The sequence below is a fragment of the Moraxella sp. CTOTU47618 genome (assembly GCF_032017425.1).
Taxonomy (GTDB): Bacteria; Pseudomonadota; Gammaproteobacteria; order Pseudomonadales; family Moraxellaceae; genus Faucicola; species Faucicola tetraodonis.
On sequence record NZ_DALZPW010000002.1, the window covers coordinates 1 to 20804 of the forward strand.

General features: G+C 43.0%; 18 protein-coding genes. 8 read left to right on the forward strand and 10 right to left on the reverse strand.

The genetic code is table 11. From position 1 onward, the window contains the following. Window positions 1-269: 269 nt before the first annotated feature. Window positions 270-1055, reverse strand: coding sequence for a type I methionyl aminopeptidase (map, locus tag RTS09_RS02215; RefSeq protein ID WP_096489403.1), 786 nt, complete (start codon window positions 1053-1055; stop codon window positions 270-272). Window positions 1056-1215: 160 nt separating this feature from the next. On the opposite strand from map, the gene msrB reads away from it, so the two are divergent. The 3 genes from msrB (at window position 1216) to tsf (ending at window position 3838) form a co-directional block, all read left to right on the forward strand. Next, the gene (gene msrB / locus RTS09_RS02220) at window positions 1216-1686 is read left to right on the forward strand and encodes a peptide-methionine (R)-S-oxide reductase MsrB (protein ID WP_096489404.1); all 471 of its coding nucleotides are present in this window, start codon (window positions 1216-1218) and stop codon (window positions 1684-1686) included. Between the two features lie 271 nt (window positions 1687-1957). Then, on the forward strand, window positions 1958-2731 hold the full coding sequence (rpsB, locus tag RTS09_RS02225) for a 30S ribosomal protein S2 (protein ID WP_050324911.1): 774 nt from the start codon (window positions 1958-1960) through the stop codon (window positions 2729-2731). A 228-nt stretch (window positions 2732-2959) separates the two neighbouring features. Beyond that, a complete protein-coding gene (gene tsf / locus RTS09_RS02230) occupies window positions 2960-3838 on the forward strand; it encodes a translation elongation factor Ts (RefSeq protein WP_050324910.1) in 879 nt (292 codons plus the stop codon). Window positions 3839-3985: 147 nt separating this feature from the next. On the opposite strand, the gene RTS09_RS02235 is transcribed toward tsf, so the two are convergent. The 4 genes from RTS09_RS02235 to glyQ form a co-directional block, all read right to left on the reverse strand. Next, window positions 3986-5272, reverse strand: coding sequence for an O-acetylhomoserine aminocarboxypropyltransferase/cysteine synthase family protein (locus tag RTS09_RS02235; RefSeq protein ID WP_312533943.1), 1287 nt, complete (start codon window positions 5270-5272; stop codon window positions 3986-3988). Window positions 5273-5929: 657 nt separating this feature from the next. Further along, entirely contained in the window at window positions 5930-8032 is a 2103-nt protein-coding gene (gene glyS / locus RTS09_RS02240) for a glycine--tRNA ligase subunit beta (protein ID WP_312533945.1), read from the reverse strand. A gap of 122 nt (window positions 8033-8154) precedes the next feature. Continuing rightward, window positions 8155-9024: a sulfite exporter TauE/SafE family protein gene (locus tag RTS09_RS02245; protein ID WP_312533947.1), complete on the reverse strand. Its 870-nt coding sequence runs from the start codon at window positions 9022-9024 to the stop codon at window positions 8155-8157. 269 nt (window positions 9025-9293) lie between these two features. Continuing rightward, window positions 9294-10232, reverse strand: coding sequence for a glycine--tRNA ligase subunit alpha (gene glyQ, locus RTS09_RS02250; RefSeq protein ID WP_062334805.1), 939 nt, complete (start codon window positions 10230-10232; stop codon window positions 9294-9296). A gap of 583 nt (window positions 10233-10815) precedes the next feature. Between glyQ and aciT the strand changes: the two genes are divergently transcribed. From aciT to hemJ, 5 genes are all read left to right on the forward strand, one after another. Beyond that, a complete protein-coding gene (aciT, locus tag RTS09_RS02255; RefSeq protein ID WP_312533950.1) occupies window positions 10816-11250 on the forward strand; it encodes an AciT family ciprofloxacin tolerance protein in 435 nt (144 codons plus the stop codon). A 343-nt stretch (window positions 11251-11593) separates the two neighbouring features. Then, window positions 11594-12997 carry a hypothetical protein gene (locus tag RTS09_RS02260; RefSeq protein ID WP_065252165.1) on the forward strand — a complete coding sequence of 468 codons (1404 nt, stop codon included), beginning with the start codon at window positions 11594-11596 and terminating at the stop codon, window positions 12995-12997. A 163-nt stretch (window positions 12998-13160) separates the two neighbouring features. Beyond that, complete coding sequence (gene bioB, locus RTS09_RS02265) at window positions 13161-14180, forward strand: biotin synthase BioB (RefSeq protein ID WP_312534369.1); 1020 nt, start codon at window positions 13161-13163, stop codon at window positions 14178-14180. Window positions 14181-14252: 72 nt separating this feature from the next. Then, entirely contained in the window at window positions 14253-15404 is a 1152-nt protein-coding gene (locus RTS09_RS02270; RefSeq protein WP_284035112.1) for an aminotransferase class I/II-fold pyridoxal phosphate-dependent enzyme, read from the forward strand. A 91-nt stretch (window positions 15405-15495) separates the two neighbouring features. Beyond that, window positions 15496-15939, forward strand: coding sequence for a protoporphyrinogen oxidase HemJ (hemJ, locus tag RTS09_RS02275; RefSeq protein WP_219331982.1), 444 nt, complete (start codon window positions 15496-15498; stop codon window positions 15937-15939). A 44-nt stretch (window positions 15940-15983) separates the two neighbouring features. Here hemJ and RTS09_RS02280 read toward each other — a convergent pair whose 3' ends face one another. The 5 genes from RTS09_RS02280 to ppnP form a co-directional block, all read right to left on the reverse strand. Next, a complete protein-coding gene (locus tag RTS09_RS02280; protein WP_312533959.1) occupies window positions 15984-16694 on the reverse strand; it encodes an exonuclease domain-containing protein in 711 nt (236 codons plus the stop codon). Between the two features lie 201 nt (window positions 16695-16895). Beyond that, the gene (locus RTS09_RS02285; RefSeq protein ID WP_312533962.1) at window positions 16896-18293 is read right to left on the reverse strand and encodes a TrkH family potassium uptake protein; all 1398 of its coding nucleotides are present in this window, start codon (window positions 18291-18293) and stop codon (window positions 16896-16898) included. Between the two features lie 37 nt (window positions 18294-18330). Next, window positions 18331-18990 carry a potassium channel family protein gene (locus RTS09_RS02290; protein ID WP_312533965.1) on the reverse strand — a complete coding sequence of 220 codons (660 nt, stop codon included), beginning with the start codon at window positions 18988-18990 and terminating at the stop codon, window positions 18331-18333. 75 nt (window positions 18991-19065) lie between these two features. Further along, window positions 19066-19842, reverse strand: a complete 777-nt coding sequence (gene rlmB, locus RTS09_RS02295; RefSeq protein ID WP_062332305.1) for a 23S rRNA (guanosine(2251)-2'-O)-methyltransferase RlmB — start codon at window positions 19840-19842, stop codon at window positions 19066-19068. A 61-nt stretch (window positions 19843-19903) separates the two neighbouring features. Then, complete coding sequence (gene ppnP, locus RTS09_RS02300; protein WP_100285178.1) at window positions 19904-20242, reverse strand: pyrimidine/purine nucleoside phosphorylase; 339 nt, start codon at window positions 20240-20242, stop codon at window positions 19904-19906. Window positions 20243-20804: the final 562 nt, after the last annotated feature.

The following is a 20804-nucleotide window of genomic DNA, read 5'->3' on the forward strand; positions in this document are numbered from 1 at the left end:
ACAAGTTGTTCTTGTGTTTGTTGTTATTTAGTGTACCAAAGATATCGTCTATCATATGGTGAGCTTGATATTGTAATACGTTTTGTTTTACGCTGTCAAGCTTTATTTAATTCTTGCTAAGCTTCGTAATTTGTTTTACTTGTTTGTAAACTCTTCGTCGCTCAGTGGTGGCGTATTATACGTGAATCTAAATGGGTGTCAACAGGAAAATATAAATAATTTTAAATTAATTACTAACTTTCTTTTATATTAATGATTTTATTCATATTTTAACTGTTTAAAAAACTCAAATCTTCTTCTGGACGCTTGGTAAACACTTCACAGCCGTTTTCAGTGACCATCAGTGTGTGTTCCCATTGGGCGGACAATTTACGGTCTTTAGTAATTACCGTCCATTTATCGGGTAAGGTTTTGGTTTGCCATACACCTTGGTTAATCATTGGTTCAATGGTAAATGTCATGCCTGTCGTCAGTTGTAAACCGGTATTTTTTTTACCATAGTGCAGAATTTGTGGTTCATCATGGTATACGTCACTAATTCCATGTCCGCAATATTCTCTTACTACGCTAAAACGCTCGGGTTCAGCCACCGCTTGAATCGCTGCGCCAATATCGCCTACATAGGCGCCATTGCGAACAGCTTTCATCCCTGCATATAGTGCGTCTTGGGCAATTTTGCAGATACGCTGCGCCATGATAGATCCTTCACCGATAATCCACATTTTTGAAGTATCACCATGATAGCCATCTTTTATCACTGTGACATCAATATTGACGATATCGCCATCTTTTAGGATACGACTGTCATCGGGAATACCGTGACAAACCACATGGTTGATTGAAGTACAAAGCGTATGCTGGTAGCCATGATAGCCGACATTGGCGGGAATGGCTTTTTGCACATCGATAATATAGTCGTGCGCAAGCTTATCTAATGCCCCTGTCGTTACACCTTCTTTGACATATTCATCTAACATCACTAAAACGTCGGCGGCTAATTTACCAGCGACGCGCATTTTTTCAACGGCTTCAGGGTTATTTAATAGTGTTTTCATACAATAATTATCTGATTTTGCAAAAATTTAAGAAGACGTATTATAGCCCTTTTCGCCTTGTTCACAAAACTACTATTTGTTTAAACAGTTGTTACTTGAATTTTGGATGGGTTGTAACTATTGTGATGTTCTACAATGACAACAAGGGTTAGGAACGTCTATGGCTAATTCAATTAATATCGATACACAGAAGTATGTAAGACCTTCTGAAGCTGAAATCAAGGCAAATTTGAATGATGAGCAATATTATGTGACACAGCAAAACGGCACTGAACGCCCTTTTAGCCATGAGTATGATCACCAATTTGAACGTGGTATCTATGTGGATATTGTCAGCGGTGAGCCGCTTTTTAGCTCATCAGATAAGTATGACTCAGGTTGTGGTTGGCCCGCCTTTAGCAAACCGATTGATACAGCGGTAATCAATGAATTGTTTGATGATAGTCACGGTATGCGACGTACTGAAGTGCGTAGCCGTGTTGCTGATTCGCATTTAGGCCATGTGTTTAATGACGGTCTTCCTGAGCTTGGCGGCATGCGCTATTGCATCAATGGCGCGTCGCTACGTTTCATTCCTGTAGATGAGATGGAACAAGAAGGTTATGGTGACTTAATCGGATTGGTTGAATAATCGCCATGTGATTTTGCTAAAACATATAGCTTAACCATATAAAAATATGTTAAAATAGCAGTTTGTCATTTTATCTTGAAATGGCAAATTGCTTTTTTTATTTACTAACATGACACACACATTGCTATTTTCAAGCTGACAAGCTTGATAAGAGTTAAGCTGGGTGTTTGCAAATTTGATTAATTAAAATCCTGTAGATTTTGATGCGTGTTTGCAAATCGGCTTAATCGGTAATGTGGAGGCATAACCCAACTTTACTTAAGGAAATCTCATGGCGTCAGCTAATCCTACCCAAGTTTCAATGCGTGATCTTTTAGAAGCCGGTGCACACTTTGGTCACCAAACTCGTTTTTGGAATCCAAAAATGGGCAAATTTATTTTTGGTGCACGTAACAAAATCCACATCATCAACCTTGAGCATACAGTTAAAGCGATGAACGAAGCACTAAACTTCGTTAACCGTGAAGCAGCACGTGGCAACAAAGTACTATTTGTTGGTACTAAACGTGCAGCAAGCAATGTTATTAGCGAACAAGCCGCTCGCGCTGGTATGCCGTATGTTGACCATCGCTGGTTAGGTGGTATGTTAACCAACTGGAAAACCATCCGTCAGTCAATTACGCGTTTGAAAGAATACGAAAAACAAGCTGAAGATGGTACGTTTGCTAAGTTAACCAAACGTGAAGCGTTAGAGCGTACTCGCGAAATGGAAAAACTTGAGCGTGCCTTAGGCGGTATCAAAAACATGAACGGTCTACCTGATGCAATTTTTGTGGTTGACGTTGACCATGAAGCGATTGCAATCAAAGAAGCAAAAAACTTAGGTATCCCTGTTATTGGTATCGTTGATACAAACTCAAACCCAGATGACGTAGATTATGTCATTCCTGCCAATGACGATGCGATTCGTGCGGTAACGCTATACGTATCAGCGGTTGCAGATGCAATTATCGCTGGTAAAGAATACGCTAAAACTCAAGGCGGCAAAGCAGCAAATCAAGAAGAAGCAGTAACTGAAGCACCAGCAGAAGCTGCGGCAGAATAATGGTTACCGTAGTATCATAGCAGCGCATTGCTTAGGTTGTTATGATACTGTCATCAAAATTTTATAAACTAACTTTGATAGGTAAACACAAAATTGGTTTATAAAAATTCGAATTTGTAGCGTAATATTAAAGGGCAAAAATCACCCATTTTTGTCCTTTAATCTTCAAATTTTTAGACAATAAACAACCCAATTCTCATCTATAATGATAATCAATTGAGGTATCTCATGGCAGAAATTAGTGCAAAACTGGTAAAAGAATTACGTGACCGTACAGGTCTTGGTATGATGGAATGTAAAAAAGCCCTGCAAGAAGCAGACGGCGACATCGAAACCGCAATCGATAACCTGCGTAAATCAGGTCAAGCAAAAGCTGCTAAAAAAGCAGGTAACATTGCTGCTGATGGTGCTATCATTATCGCTCAAGAAGGTAACAAAGCCTTACTACTTGAAGTAAACTGTCAAACTGACTTCGTGGCAAAAGATGCTAACTTCACCGCATTTGCAAACAAAGTAGCTGAACTGGCGCTTGCTAACGATACCACTGATGTAGCGGCTATCTCTGCATTGCCGTATGGCGATGGTCAAACGGTTGAAGAAGCCCGTGTTGAGCTCGTACAAAAAATCGGCGAAAACATCCAAGTACGTCGTGCAGAAGTGATTGAAGGTGACAACCTAGCCTCTTACCGTCACGGTATCCGTATTGGTGTAGTGGTTTCTGTTGAAGGTGGCAATGCAGACACCGCAAAACACGTTGCCATGCAAGTTGCAGCATTCAACCCAATCGCCGTTGATGAAGCCAATGTACCTGCTGATACGCTAGCGCGTGAAAAAGACATCATCGAAGCGAAAGCAAAAGAATCTGGCAAACCAGACGCCGTGATTGAAAAAATGATTACCGGTGGTCTACAAAAGTACTTGAACGAAGTGACTTTGTTGAACCAACCTTACGTTATCGACAACGAGAAAAAAGTTGGCGATATATTAAAATCTGAAGGTATGACGGTTAAAGCATTCAAACGCTTAGAAGTGGGTGAAGGCATCGAGAAAAAACAAGAAAACTTCGCTGAAGAAGTGGCAGCAGCTCAAGCAGCAGCAGCTAAATAATAAGCGATAACCGCTAAGCGATTAACTTGTTAAAAATACCCCATTCATTTGGGGTATTTTTTTATCTAATTTTTTTATTTTTTAAATTCAAAAAGCGAGTTAAAGGTTCGCTTTTTTATGTGAAGCGATTATTTGTAGATGAAGCGATTAATTGGCTGCGGCTAACGCTTGCTCAAGGTCAGCTTTGATGTCGTCAATATGCTCAATACCAATGGATAAACGAATCATGTCTTCGCTGACACCTGCTTTTTGCAACTCTTCAGCATTTAACTGGCGGTGCGTGGTAGTAGCGGGGTGGCAAGCGAGTGACTTGGCATCACCGATATTAACCAGACGGGTAATTAATTGTAGCGCATCAATGAACTTCGCCCCTGCTTCACGACCGCCTTTTAATCCAAAGGTTAGAATCGCTGATGGCTTACCACCAAAGTATTTTTGCGCAAGCTTATGCTCTGGATGGTCGGTTAATCCTGCGTACTTGACCCAAGCCACTTGTGGATGATGGTTTAAAAATTCTGCCACGGCTTGGGCATTTTGGCAATGTCGCTCCATACGCAAGGCTAACGTCTCTAACCCAAGCATAATTTGCCAAGCGTTCATGGGGCTTAGTGCTGCACCGGTATTACGTAAGGGCGCAACGCGTGCACGTGCAATAAACGCCGCAGCACCCATGGCTTCGACAAAATTGACACCATGATAGCTGGCATCCGGGGTATTTAAAATCGCGAAACGTTCTTTGTGAGCGCCCCAATCAAATTTACCACTATCGATAATCACCCCACCCACCGACGTGCCCGAGCCGCTCACATATTTGGTCAATGAATGAATCACAATATCAGCACCATGCTCAAATGGACGGCACAATATTGGCGTGGCAACGGTGTTATCAATCACCACAGGTACGCCTTTGCTATGGGCAAATTCGCTAATTTTTGCGATATCCAGCACGTTACCCAATGGATTACCGATACTTTCGCCAAATACCAATTTAGTACGTTCATCAATCAAATCAACCAAGGTCTCAGGTTTGGTATAATCAAAGAAACGCACTTCGATACCTTGACGTGGCAACGCATGGGCAAATAAATTGTAAGTACCGCCATACAAAGTTGATACTGAGACGATGTTATCACCTGCCTCACATAGGGTTTGGATGGTATAAGTAATCGCCGCCATCCCGGATGCCACCGTCAATGCACCGATGCCGCCTTCTAACGCTGCCATACGCGCTTCAAGCACCGCATTGGTTGGGTTCATGATACGGGTATAGATATTGCCGGCAACTTTCAGATCAAAAAGGTCAGCACCGTGTTGGGTGTTGTCAAAGGCATACGAACTGGTGTGGTAGATAGGGACAGCGACAGCTTTGGTGGTTGGTTCTGGTTCGTACCCTGCATGAATAGCGAGCGTTTCTGGGCGATGCGGTGGGCTCATATATATTCCTTTAATTTAGTTTAATTAGCAAAAAAATCTCTTTTGCATTGTAGCGATTTGCTAATCAATTTTGCAAATTCACAATAGAGCATTATTGGAACATTAATGGCATGTTTTGGAATATAGATTTATAGTGACTTGGCCTCTAAAAGTGCGCCATATATCCATTGATAACCACCAATGATAGACAAACAAACACAGCACCACTAAGCTTTGCGAATAGGCTTTATAAAAGAACCCGCTACCTTTTGGTAACCACCATGGAATGAAACAAGCCATCATTATTACGGGCTTTCACGTAATTACTCTAGACGAAGATAAATTAGAAAAAATAAATTAGCGATAATGAACTAGAAAAGATAAATCATGGAGAACGCCCCACCGTTAAATACCTAATCTAACAAAAGTGTTGAAGCTGGTCACACCAGAATAAACCCTAGAGAGCAATTCAGACGAAAATACCCTTAAAATAGTATCAAATACGCGTAAACTAGCCTGCCAATTTAGTGAAAACAAGCGTAAAAGTATCTTTAGCTTGTAAAAAAACCCATAATGACCGTTGTCAGTATGGGTTTAACCAATGATATTAAAGCAGGGGTATTAAAGCCATTGTATCGAAGCCCTATGATTAAAGCGTTAACTCGTGTCTAAATTAGCTTATAGCTGTAACTCACTGATATCTGCAACCGTTAAAAACAACCCACGCACTTTTTTTAGCAGCGCCAACCGATTGGCTTTAAGATTAGCATCTTCACTATTCACCATCACCTGCTCAAAGAAGTCATCCAATGGCTGCTGCAGCGTGGCTAGCGATTGTAAAATCTGGGTGTAGTTGGCGTTGTCAGTATGTTGGTGGGGCTCAATACTTTGCGCTGCAGTTTGCACCGCTTGATACAATGCTTTTTCGGCAGGTTCTTGTAAATAAGCCGTTTGTATTTGGCTTGCAATCTCACCCTCAGCCTTGGCTAAAATATTGGCAACGCGTTTATTGGCCTCGGCAAGTTGTTTGGCGGGTGGCAAATCACGGAAAGCTTGGACGGCTTTGATACGATGGTCAAAATCCATTGGCACTTGCGGTTGTAGCGCCTGTACCGCCATAATTGTATCCACGCTCACGCCTTGGTCTTCATACATGGCACGGTAGCGTGAATTGATAAACTCCATCACTTGTTTAAAAGTTTTTGGTAAGTCGTCAATTTTGCCTACATAACCCAATAAAGCTTGCTCAAGCAATACTACCAAATTTAATGGCAGTTGCTTCTCAATCAAAATACGCAGTACCCCAATCGCCGCACGGCGCAGACTAAACGGGTCTTTTGAACCGGTTGGCGCTTGGTCAATGCCAAAAATACCGACCAGCGTATCCAAACGGTCTGCTAATGCCAGCGCCGTTCCAATGTTGGTCGCCGGTAATTTATCACCGCTAAATTTTGGCAGATATTGCTCTTCGATTGCCGCCGCCACCGCTTCTGGCTCTTGGTTTAAACGCGCATAGTAAGTCCCTGCCACGCCTTGTAATTCTGGAAATTCACCCACCAAGGTACTGGCAAGGTCTGCTTTTGACAGCAAGCCTGCCCGTGCCGTTTGCTCAACGTCTTCGCCAATTTGGGTAGCAATAAAGGCAGCTAGCTTGGCAATACGCTCAGATTTTTCCCAAATTGTCCCTAACTTATCTTGGAATACGCGGGTTTTGAGATTTTCAGTCAGCGCAAATAATGGCTGTTTTTGGTCTTGTAAAAAGAAAAACTCGGCATCGGCAAGGCGTGGACGTACCACTTTTTCGTTACCAGCAATCACTTGCGCTTTATCTTTACTGTCAATGTTACTGATAAAGATAAAATAAGGCTGTAATTTACCTTGGCTGTCAGTCAAACAAAAATATTTTTGATCCGCCTGCATGGTGCTAATCAAGGCCTCTTGCGGCACTTGTAAAAATCGTGGCTCAAAGCTTGCGCGTAGCGCTACTGGGTAGTCGACCAGCGCAGTGACTTCATCAAGCAAATCTTGCGGTACGATAGCGGTCGCCCCTACTTCATCGGCAAGCTGTTGGACTTGCGCTTTAATCTGTTGTTGGCGTTTGTCAAAATCAGCGATAACGTGCGCCTCGGCAAGGTTTTGCTCATAGCTGTCCGCCGTGTCAATTCTAACCTTATCAGGATGATGGAAACGATGTCCGAGACTATAACGACCCAGTTCAACGCCCTGCGACCCTGTCTCACCTGACATTAACCCTTGAATCGTTGCTGGCAGCACTTGGTCGTCTTTGAGTAGCACCAACCATTTGACAGGGCGAACAAACTCGGAACGCTCTGCGCCACTACGCATGCGTTTGGCAATCGGCAACTCATCTAAGGCTTTTTGAAAAATACTCGGCAGTAAATCAGCCACAGGCTGACCAATGACATTCATTTCATAGCCGATATAATCGCCTTTATCACCCTTGATGGTAATCAAATCCTTGACGTCAATACCCAAGCCTTGGGCAAACCCTTGTGCCGCTTTGGTTGGATTACCGTCCTTATCATAGGCAGCTTTGACTGCAGGACCGCGTTTTTGTTCGATTTTATCGGGCTGTTTTTCACTAATTCCTTGAATCTGCAAGGCAAGGCGACGCGGGGCGGCAAAGCTTTTAATGGTATCAAAGCGAATATTGGCATCTGTTAGTGATTGGGTGACATGGTCGCTAAGTGCATCACGCAATGTTTTTAGATTTTTTGGGGGCAATTCTTCGGTGCCAAGTTCAAATAAAATAGTAGACATGCTAAAGCCTTGTTGATTCAAATAAGGTAAATATAGGCGATTATAGCAGAAATTTAAGCCATAAAAATGCCCCATCAGCGGGGCAAATCAAGAAAACCGTCAGCGCAAAACGAAAATTAAACTTATCGGCTGGCGCTTGCCGAAGTCGTTACAGCGGTTGTGGCGACTGGCGTATTAGCTGCCGCTTTTGGTTTGGCTTTGGCAGGATTGACCACAAAATTAATGCCTAACAACAACAGCGTCACCCCTAAAATCGGGCGCAATTTTTTCTCAGGTAGTTTACTGCTCAATAATGTGCCTACAATAATGGCAGGAATCGCGCCAATGAGCAAAAAGGTCAGCATGTGAAAATCCACACTGCCTGACAGCAAATGCCCGAGACCTGCAACCAAAGTTAATAGCACCGCATGTACCACATCCGAGCCGATGATACGAATGAGGGGCAATTGGGGAAAAATCAGCACCAGCGCCATGACGCCAAATGCCCCTGCCCCAACCGAGGATAAGGTCACTACTACCCCGAGCAATATGCCCATCAGCACCAATTTATATTTGGGGATTTGGGAGGTGAGGCTGTCAGTTTGGTCAGTTTTACGGTATTTGTCAAAAAACGCTTCGATACGGTTGCGAAAAATCAGCGAAATCCCTGTAATGGTCAACATCACGCCCAATATCAAGGTCATAATTAGTTTGATGGCGTTGATATTACCCAAGTAAGTAGCGACGAGATAATTGGTGACAATGGAGGCTGGAATACTACCAATCGCTAGCCATAGCACGATTGGCCAAACGACATTCGATTTTTTAAAATGTACCACCCCACCAAAAAACTTGGAAATAGCGGCGTATAGCAAATCGGTGCCGACAGCAATATGCGGCTCTACTTTTAGCAGTAAAATCAAAATCGGCGTCATCAGTGACCCACCGCCCACGCCGGTCACACCCACGCAAAATCCGACAAAAATACCCGCTAAAATAAAATAAAGTTCCACTCACCGCCCCTTGTTACCTGGCTTACTTGCTGCGGCTATTGTAGTAGAATAGCGCGTCGTTGCCCTGTGGCGATTTTTGATATAAATATGCGAGATTAGAATATTCTGATAATTTGATATTTTTTATTAGCGTTGATAACAAAATAATCAATAAAATAAGGCAAGAAAAAAGGCAATAGAAACTATCTATTGCCTTTTTCAATTTTGCTGTTCAAAAAAATTTTTTCGTCGATGTGGTGAAACTATTGTGATTTATCCGCTTCTTTCATCTATTGTTTTGAAATAGCTTCTTTTGGTAGATATTTTTCTAACGCATCCGCTTTATGTGCGTCATCCGCCAATGGGAAGCCCAATTTGGCACGCGTTTCTACATAGCTTTGTGCGACCTTACGCGCCAAGGTACGCACACGCAGAATAAAACGCTGACGCTCAGTGACTGAAATCGCCCCACGCGCATCCAACAAGTTAAAGGTATGTGACGCTTTAAGCACCATTTCATACGCAGGCAGCGGCAGATTAAGACCGACCAATTTGTCGGCTTGGCTTTCATAAAAATCAAATAATTCAAACATTTTTGCCACATCGGCATGTTCAAAATTGTAGGTTGATTGTTCCACTTCATTTTGGTGAAATACATCACCATAGGTGACACGACCAAATTCGCCATCCGTCCATACCAAGTCATACACACTATCCACGCCTTGGATATACATGGCAAGGCGCTCAAGACCGTAGGTGATTTCTCCTGTCACTGGGAAACATTCAATACCACCGACTTGCTGGAAGTAAGTAAACTGGGTAACTTCCATGCCATTGAGCCAAACTTCCCAACCAAGTCCCCATGCGCCAAGCGTTGGTGATTCCCAGTTGTCTTCTACAAAGCGGACATCATGGGTTAGCGTATCGATACCAATCGCTTTGAGTGACCCCAAGTACAATTCTTGAATATCAGGTGGATTGGGTTTGAGTACCACTTGGAACTGATAATAATGTTGTAAACGGTTTGGGTTGTCCCCATAGCGACCATCCGTGGGACGGCGTGATGGCTGTACATAGGCGGCATGCCAACGCTCTGGACCTAATGCTCGTAAGAAAGTGGCGGTATGAAACGTGCCTGCACCCATTTCCATATCGTAAGGCTGTAACACCACACAGCCTTTTTCTGCCCAATAATTTTGCAAAGTTAAAATCAATTGTTGAAACGTCATCATACGAGAATTACCACTATATAGTCGGTGATTAGGCAAACCGTGTTTATCAAAATAGTTGTCCACGTGATTTTGATAAAGCGTCAGTTTTTTTAATTAGTCACATTAAAAATTTAAATTTTTTTGCGTCGCAAATAGCACTTAAAATAAGCGGTACAATTGCCGAACGATATTTTTACTTAAAACGCCCAAAATAGCAAACTTATCCAATTTTTCAGCTACAGGTATAGCAATGGTTATTGAGTAAATTAATTGGCTGGCAAAACTACAAAGCATTAAAACAATATACATTTCGCGACAAATCAGTTACCGCATTTTAGCACTTTTTTACTAGATTTACGAAAATTCCTGTTACCCTTGAACAAGAGATTTCGACGATTGATTGTTAGCTTTTTTTATGCCGTTTTAGCCTTTTTAATCGCTTTTTTTAAGATAAATCAGCCAAATTTGATACGTCATCCATTGTCGTTTTAGTTGGGTTTTGACTTTTAATTTTCATTTTTTACCGCCATAATACCCCGTACAAGCTTTTACTTAATTTAGATTAAGTATTTGTTTTTAATAACTTTTCGTGAGGTCAACCATGCTTATTTCGGCAAGTCTATTATTAGCTGCTACGTCGTTAACTTCTAATTGGTTGTTTTTAATCGCTCTAGTGACTGTCGGTATGCTAGCGATTGCGTTTACCCCTTACCGTTTTGTATTGGGCTATTTTATGTTGGGCATGGTGTACTGGATTTCGGTGGAAGGGCTGCATTGGGCAGTCGTCACGCTGTCATCATTGACTGGTACGGATGCGTATGTAGCGGCAATTGGCTTATCGATGATTCCCATTGTGATAGCGTTAAATGGAAAACCCAAGTTTAACAAAGCCGCAAATCAACCTGCTACTAACCAAACCATGTTAAAAAGTAGTGTTCAAATGAGCGCCGGTCATCGCCCTGTGGTGTTAGAAAAAGATACCGATTTTCATCAAAACTTTGTTCGTCATGCCTCCGTGTTTGACTCAAAACACTAATAACAACCCTATCCCCTTATTGCTAATTAGTAGCAAGTTATTTAACCCATCATGTTGATGGGTTTTTTATGCGCTTTAGCTTGATAGAAGCTAAAATATTCACTGTCTAACGTCGCTCAAATACACAAATCAAACGCTTTGATTACAAAAAATGATACTGATATGTTAAACATTACTGTAACTTGGCATGGATGCCCTTATAATATATTGTATAACAAAGCTATTAAATCGTTTGTAGTAGCGAATTATAATTTCTTTGAAATGAGTGACTTAAGTATCGTCATTTATTTCAAGACCTTGCGTATTGCAATATCTATAAAATCTATAATTTTGGAGGACACGTATGTTATCTCAATTAACCCAAATCAAATCAGATCCCCTTGACGTATTATTGTTTGCCGTTGGCTTGCGTCTAACCCAACTTGCCAAAATGGGCGATGACAAATTTAAAGGCTTATTAGAAAACCGTAATTTTACCATTCAACTCGGCAGCGACGCGGAACAAACGTCACGCTATTATGAGATTAATAACGGTACTTTTAGCCAACATGCAGGTCCAGCCAAAGAGCCAACATTGACGATTACCTTTAAAGACTCAATGACGGGTGTGAAATTGCTCACTAAAGGTGAGGCGACGGCATTTATGACGGGCATCCAAAATGGTGACTTAAAAATGTCCGGTGATTATTCACTGCTGATGTGGTTTAACCAAATCGCAAAATTTATTGTGCCAAAAGTACCTGAGCCACTTAAACCTGTGGTTGAACAAGCAAAACCCTTGATTGAAAAAGCCACACCTTTTGCTAAAGAACTTTGCAGCAAAGCCCTAGCAATGATTGGGGGCGCGAGCGCGGGTAAAGCATCTGGTAGCAGCAAATACTTTAATGAAGCCAACACCAAAGATGTCAATGCTGACAGTGATTCTGAAGCTACGAGCAAATTAGACACCCTTAAGGCGAAAGCGGCTGAAATTAAAGATGATGCGGTGGAAAAATTTGATGAGCTAAAAACCGAAGCCAAAGAAAAAATCGATGCACTCAAAGAAGATGCGAGCGGAAAATTAGCGGATATTAAAGACACCGCTAACGAAAAACTTGGCGAAACCAAAGAAAAGTTGGATGAGGTTAAAGCGCAAGCGGCTGATAAAATTGATGACGCTAAAGAAACTGCCACTGAAAAGCTTGATGAAGCAAAAGCAGCCAAAGATGATAAACTTGCGGATGCTAAAACCAAGCTTGAAGACGTCAAAGACCAAGCAGCTGAAAAATTAGCCGATGTTAAAAGCTTGGCGGGTGAAAAACTAGATGATGCTAAATCAAAGGTTGAGGAATTAAAAACCCAAGCCGATGACAAACTAGATGCGCTAAACGATGAAGCCAAAGAAAAAGTCAGCGAGGCAAAAGATAAAGTCGAACAAGCTAAGCAAAAGCTGACCGATGAAACGACGAGTGATTCTGATGCATCCGATAATAAAGCCATCGAAGAGAAGTATGAAGCGGCTAAAAATACTACTAATGCTCAAGATAGTACGGCAGATGATGATAGTATCCGTCCTGACAACGTGTTTGCCAAATCAGCCGATAATGACAACTTAACGCCTGCGCTGCGTAAATCTGCTGAAATTGAGGCAAAGCATGCGTCTGATGAGGTCATTGCCGACAATGTCAAAACTAGCGCAGTCACTGATGATAAATCACCTATCACCAATATTTCCATTACCCGTGGTGATAGCTCTCAAGACAAGTAAGCCATTGTCATTAAATGATAAAAAACAATCACTTTAGGTGGTTGTTTTTTTTTGGTATGATGAGACACCTTTTATCATTTTAAGCTTTATTTTAATTAGGATTATAGCTGTCATGGCAGACTTATTAGCAATTCAACAATCAGAGCAACCGATTGGCACCACAATGACCACCCAAAGCCGCCCAACTCGCGAGCAAATCCAAGCTTGGTTTGAATTACCTTTGATGGATTTACTGTTGCTCGCGCAAAACAAACTTCGCGAACACTTTCCACCCAATGCGGTACAAGTCAGTACCCTGCTATCAATAAAAACAGGCAATTGTCCTGAAGATTGCGGCTATTGCTCACAGTCAGGGCACCATAGCACCGACTTACAACCTGAAAAGAAAATCGAAGTAGAAAAAGCGATTATCGAGGCCAAAAAAGCCAAAGCCGCTGGCTCTAGCCGTTTTTGTATGGGTGCAGCATGGAAGCACCCAAACGATAGAGATATGCCGTATGTGGTTGAGCTTATTAAAGAAGTCAAAGCATTAGGTTTAGAAACTTGCATGACGCTTGGCATGTTATCGGGTAACCAAGCGCAAGTACTTGCTGAAGCGGGATTAGATTACTATAACCATAATCTTGATACCTCACGCGAGTACTACAACCATATCGTCTCCACCCGTAGTTATGATGACCGTCTAACTACCCTTGACCATGTGCGTCAAGCAGGCATTAATATTTGCTCAGGTGGTATCATCGGTATGGGTGAAAGTCGTGATGACCGCATCAATCTACTCACAGAATTGGCTAATCTGCCAAAACCCCCTGAATCAGTCCCAATCAATATGCTGGTACCCATTGAAGGCACGCCGATTGCAGATCAGCTGCAAGGCACGCGCTTGCCTGTGCTTGAGTGGATTCGCACCATTGCTGTCACGCGCCTTGCTTGCCCAACCAGCTATGTGCGTATTGCCGCAGGTCGTGAAGGCTTAACCGATGCCGAGCAAGCCATGCTGTTTATGGCAGGTGCCAATTCTTTCTTTTATGGGAATCGTTTATTGACCACCGATAATGCTACCACCAACCATGATGATCAGTTGATTGCCGATTTAGGGTTGACCGTTGAACAAGCCGAGCCTAGACAAATCCCGGTGACCAATGCGATGAATGGTCGCATCGGGAGTTTGGCTGTCGTTTAATAGCCCAACAAACCGCCGAAGTGGCGGTTTTTTCTTAGATGCTTTAACGATGCTTTAACAGAGTCCAACAGTATGTTAGCCAATTTTGCCCTTCAATCAGCCCTTGATGAACAGCGCCAAAAAGACCTGTATCGTCAACTGACGCCCATTAGTCAAGGCGTGACGCCCACCATTGACGTAGATGGCAAAACCTACGTCAACTTTGCCAGCAACGATTATTTGGGACTTGCCACCGACCCGCAGCTCATACAAGCGTTTAGCCAAGCTGCAAAAACCATCCAGCAAGTGGGTAGTGGCGCATCGCACCTGATTACGGGGCATACGCTTTGGCATGAACAATTGGATACCATCCTTGCCCAAGTGACAGGTTATGAACGGGCATTAGCTTTTAGCACAGGGTATATGGCAAATGTCGGTGTGATTCAAGCGTTGTGTGGTAAAGATAGCGTGATTTTCAGTGATAAACTCAATCATGCCTCCATTGTCGATGGGGCAATCCTTAGCCGTGCCAAAGTCATGCGTTTTGGGCATCGCAATTATAGCCAATTAGAACAATTGCTTTCGCAAAGTAGCGCTAAGCAAAAACTGATTGTCACCGATCATATTTTTAGTATGGATGGTACCATTGCCGATTTGGATGCACTGCATGCGTTAGCAGTTCGTTATGAATGCGCCTTGATGGTCGATGATGCGCACGGTTTTGGTTTGCCCTATCAGGCTTATAAAAAAGCCCAACCGCAAGCGGATATCTATATCGGCACCTTTGGTAAAGCGATAGGTACCAGTGGCGCATTTGTCGCAGGTTCGAGTGAGTTGATTGACTATGTGACCAATTTTGCCCGTTCATTTATTTATACCACGGCGATGCCCCCTGTGCTTGCCAGCGTGACTGAAACTAGCATTGCCATGTCGCACACCGATACTTTGCGCAGCGATCAATTACTTGCCAATATCAAACAGCTCAGTCAAGGGCTAGTGCAGCAAAATTGGCAAGTAGGTATTGATAATCAAATACCGACCACGGCCATTATTCCTGTGGTCATTGGCAATAATGACAGAACCCTGCAGCTTGCCAATGCGTTAAAATCTCGCGGTTTTTGGGTCTCGGCAATCCGCCCACCTACGGTGCCGGTAGGCACAGCACGGCTACGCTTTTGCGTAAGCGCTCGTCATAGTGAACAACAAATCTCGGATTTACTTGCTGTCATGCAGACTTTAAAATAACAGCTATTTGCAGACTTTTTTAGGGCAAGTTTATTTAGAATAAGCTGATTTAGGGTAAGCTTGTTTAGTTGCATCATCATCGGGGTAAGCAATGACAGAATATTTTTTATGGTTTAAAGCCTGGCATGTGATTTCATTGGTGTGTTGGTTTGCCGCGATTTTTTATCTACCACGCTTGTTTGTGTATCATGCCATGAGTACCGATAAAATCAGTCAAGATCGATTTGCGTTGATGGAGCGTAAACTGTATCGCGGCATCATGACACCTGCGATGATTGCCACTTGGATTTTTGGCTTGTGTATGCTGCTACCTAATTGGGACAGTTATAAAACCCAAGTTTGGCTACATATCAAGCTAGCCTACGTCATTGCGTTGACGGTATATCATGTAGCTTGTGGTCGATTTCGCTTAAAACTCATTGATAACCCTAACTATAAAACCCATGTTTTTTGGCGGTGGTTTAATGAGGTGCCTGTATTTATTTTAGTCGCGGTGGTGATTTTAGTGATTGTTAAACCGCAATTTGGCGCGTAATCATTTTGGCACTTCAGGGCTTCAATCATAGCGCAAGGACTCAATCATAGAAGGTTGCCATGATTGCCTGCGCTATTTTCGGTGAGTGCAAGGTGCAAATACGGGTCAAGGTCAGCTTGTTTGAGCAGCCAATCGACATAATCAGCCGGCAAGTCTTTAATGGCAACCCCTTTATGTTTGCCAAAGCGCATTACCGTGGGTTTTCGGGCATGTTCACTGGCTTGATACAGCTGTGCCATATCGGTGATGCGATGCTGATAGCAGATAGCTTTTAATACCAAAAAAGTAAACCAAATATCGTATTTGGCACCATGCGCGAATTTGATATTTTTTTTGGCAACCTGCGGCTCAAAAAAACACAGTAGCGCCCCCAAACTATGGCTATCTAACTGCGGGAAAAAATGCCGCGCCAGTGCCAAAGTGCAAATACGCTTAATGTTTGATAAATCACAGTTGGCATTGGTCAGTACGTCAGCATCAAAGTCGATATTGTGCCCAATGAGATACTCGCAGTCTTTTGGTAACTGAAAATCAGTATGCGGCGGCTTGTCTGCCACATCGTCGTCAAAAATGCCTGTGATGGCTTGGCTGCCCAAAGTAATTTTTTTGTGTGGGTTAAAGCGCTGCTCAAAGGCGTTGTGGGTCTGTAGTATCAACTCGTCTGCTGGACTAAACACCACGCCAATGTAGGCAATTTCGGTCGCATGTGGCTCAACCAATCCATGCGCTTCTGTATCTAAAATATAACTACTCATAACCTTAAGACTTACTAAATCGCTCAATTCACCAGTTGTAGACAATCATCATACACGATTTAGCGATCGCTTCCTTAGGTTTTCAGTATCTTGGATTTTCAGTATCTTGGGTGCACCAACCGCTGTGTAAAATTTTTGCTTGGTCTTTGCTGCTTCGCTAACCCTGTTGAATTAGCCAACTTAGCCAATAAGGGCGCCAACTCAACCAATAAGGGTATGGGTCTCAGGATAACGAATACGGGTCGGTTTAGGGGTGGCGATAAAATACGCCAAGGTTAATGGTCCAAGACGCCCCATATACATCATAAACATAATCACCCATTGCCCAGGTTCACTCAATGTCGGGGTGAAATTTCGTGATAAACCGACCGTTGCCGATGCCGATATCACTTCAAATAAAATATCAGTCAAATGCCCTTCTGGCTCAAATATCGTTAAAATAAACGCCGCTAAAGCAATCATCAAAATCGAGGTGCTCATCACCGCAAACGATTTTTTTACCAAGTGATCAGAGATAGCACGATGAAAAATCGTCACTTGCGGGTGCTGACGCAAATATGCCCTAGTCGATGCTAGGATAACCACAAAGGTGCCAATTTTGATACCGCCACCTGTGGACATTGAGCCTGCGCCAATAAACATCAATATAAAGGTCAATAACGTACTGGCATCTGTCACTTGGCTATAATCAATATTATTAAAACCTGCGGTACGTGACGCCACCGCCATAAACCAAGATGCAAACCACTGCCCAGCTTCGCTCAATCCGCCAATCGTTTTGGCGTTATGACGCTCAAGTAACCAATACAGTATACAACCAATGATATTGAGCGCTAACGTCCCCAAAACCATGACTTTGGTGTGCAGGGTAAATTTTTGCCAGCGCTTGTGTTTGATGATATCTAAAATCACCAAAAATCCGATACCACCCGTGATAATAAGCAAACTTATGATAAAACTAATCATCGGCTGGTGCACATAGGCAGTCATATTGTTGCCATTTAGCGCAAAACCTGCATTGTTAAACGCTGAGATACACAGAAAAAACGCTTCATACATCGCATCTTTTAGCCCTTTTAGCGGTGCTAACAATAGCGTTAACCCTAAAAAACCCAAGCCCTCGGTGATAAAGGCAATTTTGATTACCGCTTTGGCTGTACTACCAATTTGGTTGCTATGAGTACCCAACGCTTCTTGCGCCGTGATTGAGCCAGATAACCCCATTTTACCTTGCAAACTGGTCAATACCAAAATTGCAAAGGTCATAAAGCCTAGACCGCCAAATTGAATCAGCGCGGCAATCACCAGTTGTCCAAACGTGGTATAGTTAGCGGTATCTACGACATTTAGTCCGGTGACGGTCACCGCAGAGGTCGCAGTAAAGGCTGCCGCTAGGATACTAATCGGTTGAATCGTTGCGATTGGCAATGACAGCAAAACCGTCCCAATCACAATTAACGCTAAAAATCCCAAGGATAAAATAGCAGGCGAGGACAACTGCAGTCCTTGTTTGGTAGGCGGGTCTAGGTCGTGAGCACTGGGTTTTGATTTATCAACAATCTTTGCTTTGTCGCCTTTTTTGACTTCACGAAACGGCATATCTACACCTAATTACCTTTTTTGCGTGAGTGGTGGATTAAATAGCCGTTTGCCGAATGGCTTTGGCAAGGCGACGCAGCGCTTGGGTATCACCCCCTACCACCAACTTATCCCCACCTTGAAAGAAAAAGCCATCGGGTAATTGGTTAAAGATTTGCTGGTTACGTTTTAGCATGATAAAGATAATATCGGGATGGCTGTGTTGGACATCCGACCACGGGTGCCCTCGCCACTGCTCAGGCGGGTCTAGGCGAACCAAAAACTGCTCGTCACCCAATGCCATGTATTGTTTGACCATCGGATAGTTCATTTTTTGGGCAATACGAATCCCCATGTCTTGTTCGGGGTGAATAATATTGTTCACCCCTAAGCTTTTTAGGATTTGGTGATGGGAGTCGGTTTTGGCTTTTACCCATAGGTTTTGTACGTTTAGGCTTAGTAGGTTGAGTGTACATAGCAAGCTGGCTTCAAGGTTATCACCAATGCTCACGAGCACCCCGTCGAAACTTGCAAGGTCAAGCTCTTCTATGGTGTCTTTGTCGGTGGCGTCAGCAATCACGGCACGGGTGACATATTCACTGATGTCATCGACCAGTTTTTCATCAATATCAATCGCTAGGACTTGGTTGCCCAGTTTTTCAAGCTCTTTAGCACAGGTAATACCAAAAACACCCAGTCCGATAATGGCAAATTGCATTTTGATTTTTCCTTTCTTAGCCCACTTCCTGAGCAATTTTTTTTAAATCATCAATACAGATAACATATTTTCTCATTATTTTTTAGCTCGCTGGCGGCTGGCTTCGTACAGTACCATGCCAGTGGCGACACTGACATTTAAGCTTTGGATTTGCCCATGTTCATTGCCGGGCATCGGGATATAAACGAGCTGGTCACAGGTATCTGCGGTCAAACGGCGAATACCGTCACCTTCTGAGCCCATCACAATCGCCACATCACCTGTCAAATCACAGTCTTGCACGGGCTTTGCCGTGTCATCGAGTGCCGTACCAAACACAAACACCCCTTGTTTTTTGATGTCAGTGAGCGTACGTGCTAGATTAGTGACTTGGATAAAAGGAATTAATTCCACCGCACCGACCGCGACTTTTGCCACGGCTGGGGTGATGCTTGAGCTATGATTTTTGGGAATAATGACGGCTGAGACGCCCATTGCCACAGCGGTACGCAAACACGCGCCAAGGTTGTTCGGGTCGGTGATTTGATCAAGTACCAGTAGTAATAGCGGTTTTCGCTCGGCTTGGTGTTTGTCGACGAGGTATTTGAGATCTGCCTCATCTTGGAGTTCAGCAGGGCGGGCTTGCAATACCACGCCTTGATGCTGCGGACTTTCTGCAAGTTTGGTAAGTTTGTCTTTAGCGCTGATTTGTATCGCAATCCCGTAGGTTTGGGCAAGCTCGGTGATGTTGGCTACCGTGGCATCATCTTGTTTTTTACCGTCTTGAATAAAGAGTGTCAACCCATCGATACCGCGGTGTTGCAAGATGGATTGCACGGCATGAATGCCATAAAAATAACTCGGTTTTGCCATGATTGATGACCCTTTTCTTCAATTTTATATTTGCCTTGCCCTTAGCCTTGTATATTATCCGTTAGCCTTCTAGGTGGCAAATGTACTGCACAATTGCTTCATTACGTAGCTCATAACTGCTATGCCCTTCGACCAAGAATGCTTGACCGGCACGGTAATAAGTAAATTCTTCCTCGCCTGCCAGTTTGACTTCACACTCGCCTGCCAAGATTTCGATACGTTCAGATGAGTCGGTTTTAAATTCATAGGCAGGCACATCGGCATCACAAGGTAGCACGATTCCTAGCATTTTTTTGCGTCCATCTTCAAACCAAACGGTCCGACTAAAAGTACGACCTTCATAGTAAACATTCGCTATTTTTTCTACCGATACATGGTCGAAACGATTAGGTGACGTCATGAGATTCTCCTTAAAATACACAGTCAGTTGACTTGAAAACGCTGCCTTGTTATAAAAAATTATAAAGAATTATAAAGATTGGCAGGTCGTTTTGCGGCAACCCGCTTTTTTTAATCGACAAATGGGTTTTATAATCAAACGCAGTCCGTGACTTGTCGCAATCAGCCAATGGTATTGCCGATAGATTGTTAACGGTTGATAAAAAATTATGTTCCGTTATCCTTATGCAGACGTTGTTTAGACAAATAGGATAGCATCAAATTTAGTCAACTTTTATGACAATCTATTAATAACACTCTATGTTTTATGACAACGATGAAACCGCCCTTAACTTGACTAGGCGAAGATTGCTCGACACAGATACCCATCAAAGATAGCCAGCTGACGGAAATTTGGATTTTTGCGTTGCTTATTTTGTAATTGTCCCAATTATGCTATTGTTTAGTGTGAAACAGCTAGATGGAATTTTTACTGATTTTTGAAGACTTGTCTAGGATTATTGTGAGCTTTTCATGAGAAGGTTACAATAAAGTTTTTGCAAATTTGACCGCCAATGTGCCAC

Coding starts and splice junctions, on each gene's coding strand:
- map (WP_096489403.1), bottom strand. CDS start 1,055: ATGAAAACACTATTAAATAACCCTGAAGCCGTTGAAAAAATGCGCGTC.
- msrB (WP_096489404.1), top strand. CDS start 1,216: ATGGCTAATTCAATTAATATCGATACACAGAAGTATGTAAGACCTTCT.
- rpsB (WP_050324911.1), top strand. CDS start 1,958: ATGGCGTCAGCTAATCCTACCCAAGTTTCAATGCGTGATCTTTTAGAA.
- tsf (WP_050324910.1), top strand. CDS start 2,960: ATGGCAGAAATTAGTGCAAAACTGGTAAAAGAATTACGTGACCGTACA.
- RTS09_RS02235 (WP_312533943.1), bottom strand. CDS start 5,272: ATGAGCCCACCGCATCGCCCAGAAACGCTCGCTATTCATGCAGGGTAC.
- glyS (WP_312533945.1), bottom strand. CDS start 8,032: ATGTCTACTATTTTATTTGAACTTGGCACCGAAGAATTGCCCCCAAAA.
- glyQ (WP_062334805.1), bottom strand. CDS start 10,232: ATGACGTTTCAACAATTGATTTTAACTTTGCAAAATTATTGGGCAGAA.
- aciT (WP_312533950.1), top strand. CDS start 10,816: ATGCTTATTTCGGCAAGTCTATTATTAGCTGCTACGTCGTTAACTTCT.
- RTS09_RS02260 (WP_065252165.1), top strand. CDS start 11,594: ATGTTATCTCAATTAACCCAAATCAAATCAGATCCCCTTGACGTATTA.
- bioB (WP_312534369.1), top strand. CDS start 13,161: ATGACCACCCAAAGCCGCCCAACTCGCGAGCAAATCCAAGCTTGGTTT.
- RTS09_RS02270 (WP_284035112.1), top strand. CDS start 14,253: ATGTTAGCCAATTTTGCCCTTCAATCAGCCCTTGATGAACAGCGCCAA.
- hemJ (WP_219331982.1), top strand. CDS start 15,496: ATGACAGAATATTTTTTATGGTTTAAAGCCTGGCATGTGATTTCATTG.
- RTS09_RS02280 (WP_312533959.1), bottom strand. CDS start 16,694: ATGAGTAGTTATATTTTAGATACAGAAGCGCATGGATTGGTTGAGCCA.
- RTS09_RS02285 (WP_312533962.1), bottom strand. CDS start 18,293: ATGCCGTTTCGTGAAGTCAAAAAAGGCGACAAAGCAAAGATTGTTGAT.
- RTS09_RS02290 (WP_312533965.1), bottom strand. CDS start 18,990: ATGCAATTTGCCATTATCGGACTGGGTGTTTTTGGTATTACCTGTGCT.
- rlmB (WP_062332305.1), bottom strand. CDS start 19,842: ATGGCAAAACCGAGTTATTTTTATGGCATTCATGCCGTGCAATCCATC.
- ppnP (WP_100285178.1), bottom strand. CDS start 20,242: ATGACGTCACCTAATCGTTTCGACCATGTATCGGTAGAAAAAATAGCG.